4 protein-coding genes are annotated in these 2,450 nt (G+C 29.3%); all 4 read left to right on the plus strand.

Annotated features, from left to right (window positions below; translation table 11 throughout):
- Positions 1–219 precede the first annotated feature (219 nt).
- Positions 220–837, plus strand: a complete 618-nt coding sequence (locus tag C8N41_RS16700) for a hypothetical protein (RefSeq protein WP_115840114.1) — start codon at positions 220–222, stop codon at positions 835–837.
- Between the two features lie 192 nt (positions 838–1,029).
- The gene (locus C8N41_RS16705) at positions 1,030–1,272 is read left to right on the plus strand and encodes a type II toxin-antitoxin system ParD family antitoxin (protein ID WP_073153620.1); all 243 of its coding nucleotides are present in this window, start codon (positions 1,030–1,032) and stop codon (positions 1,270–1,272) included.
- The gene (locus tag C8N41_RS16710; RefSeq protein ID WP_115840115.1) at positions 1,269–1,571 is read left to right on the plus strand and encodes a type II toxin-antitoxin system RelE/ParE family toxin; all 303 of its coding nucleotides are present in this window, start codon (positions 1,269–1,271) and stop codon (positions 1,569–1,571) included. The genes C8N41_RS16705 and C8N41_RS16710 overlap by 4 nt, the downstream gene beginning before the upstream one ends.
- A gap of 157 nt (positions 1,572–1,728) precedes the next feature.
- Positions 1,729–2,346, plus strand: coding sequence for a hypothetical protein (locus C8N41_RS16715; RefSeq protein WP_115840116.1), 618 nt, complete (start codon positions 1,729–1,731; stop codon positions 2,344–2,346).
- The last annotated feature ends 104 nt before the right edge of the window (positions 2,347–2,450 follow it).

A 2,450-nucleotide genomic window follows, 5' to 3' on the forward strand; every position in this document is an offset into this window, starting at 1 on the left:
CTTGGGTTGCTATCGATGAACATAAATCGGAGTTGGAAAAATGGATTGGAATAAAATAAAAAAACGCACTACAACACCGTGTATAATTAATTGCTTTGTTCTTTCCTACTTGCGAAAATTCCTGCGGAATTTTCACGGGTTCGTAAATGTTTGCTAACTTAGTCGCTAAACCACGCAACTAACCATACACAAAACCGTTGGCAAACATTAAACAAAACTATGCGGAAATTTGAAAATGTTGAATATACAAAGCCTTTTGAATTACTGTTATTATTTGCTTTAACAATACTTGTGTTTTCCGGAATGATATTTTTACTAAATAGAATTTTGGATTTTGGATTGATAAAAGGAATTTTAGCGTTGGTTGTCGCTGGAATTTATTTCTATATATTAAAAAATAAGTTTATAGTAAAAGTTTCAGATTTTGAATTAACATCAAATAAATTGGAATGGAATAAAAAAAGTGTTGATTTTAAAAATTTAGAATATTATAAAATTCATTGGATGAAAGGAGCTGGAATAAAATTTAAGCTCAAAAACGGAAAAACTTTACGAATAAGCTCGAATGATAATTTCTGCAATTCCGAACAGTTTGTGAATTTATGCCATAACATTGACTCAAAACTATTGAAATACAATAACGGACAAATAATAAGAAAGAAATCATTTTTTGAAACTAAACAAGGCTATTACTTTGCTGTTGTTATGACAATTTTATTTGTGATTGGAACAGTTTATAAATTATTTACAGATGAGAAAATTAATATTCAAAACCTTGCAATGATTTTAGTTTCGTTAGGAATTATTTGGAGTGGAGTTAAATGGAAAAGAAAATAACGATTTGCCAACACCGTGTATAATTAATTGCTTGGTCACTGCCGACTTACGAATATTCCTGCGGAATATTCTATTCGGTTTTTATTTGCTAAATTAGTTGCTTAAACCACGCAACTAATCATACACAAAACCGTTGTGTGCAATTTGGCTACGTTACCAAGATTTGGTATATTTGAGTAAAATATAGCTAAAATGGGAAAAAACACATCAATATCACTTGGAAATCATTTTGAGGATTTTATCAGAGAAGAAGTAAGTTCTGGTAGATATGGTTCAGTTAGCGAGGTAATTCGTTCCGCATTACGTTTGTTAGAACGTGAAGAAAAAAAAGAAAGAGAACTTATTAAAGCTCTAGAAGTTGGAGAAAATAGCGGATTTGTTGAAAACTTCGACCCAAAACAACATTTGAAAGAATTACATCGTAAACACTTATGAGTAAAAACAAATATCGCATAAGTCAACAAGCGATTGAGGATTTAGATAAAATTTGGATTTATACTCTTAACAAATGGTCTAAAGAACAAGCTGACAGATATTACGATTTAATAATGGCAGAAGTTGAATTTATTGCGGATAACTATCTGATTGGAAAATCAGCTGAACAAACTAGAAAAAATTATCGCGTAACGAAAATTAAATCACATCTGATTTTCTACAGAAAAGTTGAAAATGAAAATGTAGAAATCGTTAGAATTTTACATCAGAGAATGGACATAAAAAAACGACTGAAATAAAAAAACTGCACACAACAATGCATATATTTTATTGCTAGTTCTAGCCTACTTACGAAAATCCTCGCGGATTTTCTATTCGGTTTTTATTTGCTAAATTAGGTGCTTAAACCACGCAACAAACCATATACAAACACGTTGGCAAACATTACACAAAACAATGCGGAAGTACGAAAATGTTGAATATACAAACCAATTTGAATTACTATTCTTACTTGGTTCAACAGTAGCTGTCTTTTCTGGAATAATATTCGTGTTGAATAGAATTATGAGTTTTGGGCTATTAAAAGGAATTTTAGCTTTTGTTCTCGCTGGATTTTATTTCTATATATTAAAAAAGAAGTTTATAGTAAAAGTTTCAGATTTTGAATTAACAACAAATCAGTTGGAATGGAATAATAAAAATGTTGCTTTTAAAAATTTAGAATATTATAAAATTCATTGGATGAAAGGAGCTGGAATAAAATTTAAGCTCAAAAACGGAAAAACAGTCCGAATAAGCTCAAATGATAATTTCTGTAATTCCGAAAAATTTGTGAATTTATGCCATGATATTGACTCAAAACTCTTGAAATATAATAACGGACAAATAGAAAGAAAAAAGTCGTTTTTCGAATCTAAACAGGGTTATTACTTTGCTTTAATTATATCGATTTTATTTGTGATTGGAACAATTTACAAATCGTTTACGGATGAGAAATTTAATTTTGGGAATTTTGCGTTAATTTTAGTTTCATTAGGAATTATTTGGAGTGGAGTTAAATGGAAAATAAAATAACGATTTGCCAACAAAGTACTGTGGCAAAAAACAAGTAAAAACTCATTATTTTTTTACTAAAGTACTTTTATAATTTCCATCATATATTAACCCTGATTTAGCTA

This window comes from Winogradskyella sediminis, from assembly GCF_003387355.1.
In the GTDB taxonomy this organism is placed as follows: domain Bacteria; phylum Bacteroidota; class Bacteroidia; order Flavobacteriales; family Flavobacteriaceae; genus Winogradskyella; species Winogradskyella sediminis.

Bases quoted from the DNA above. Each gene is read 5' to 3' on its own strand.
- C8N41_RS16700 (WP_115840114.1), top strand. From the start codon at position 220: ATGCGGAAATTTGAAAATGTTGAATATACAAAGCCTTTTGAATTACTG.
- C8N41_RS16710 (WP_115840115.1), top strand. From the start codon at position 1,269: ATGAGTAAAAACAAATATCGCATAAGTCAACAAGCGATTGAGGATTTA.
- C8N41_RS16715 (WP_115840116.1), top strand. From the start codon at position 1,729: ATGCGGAAGTACGAAAATGTTGAATATACAAACCAATTTGAATTACTA.
- C8N41_RS16705 (WP_073153620.1), top strand. From the start codon at position 1,030: ATGGGAAAAAACACATCAATATCACTTGGAAATCATTTTGAGGATTTT.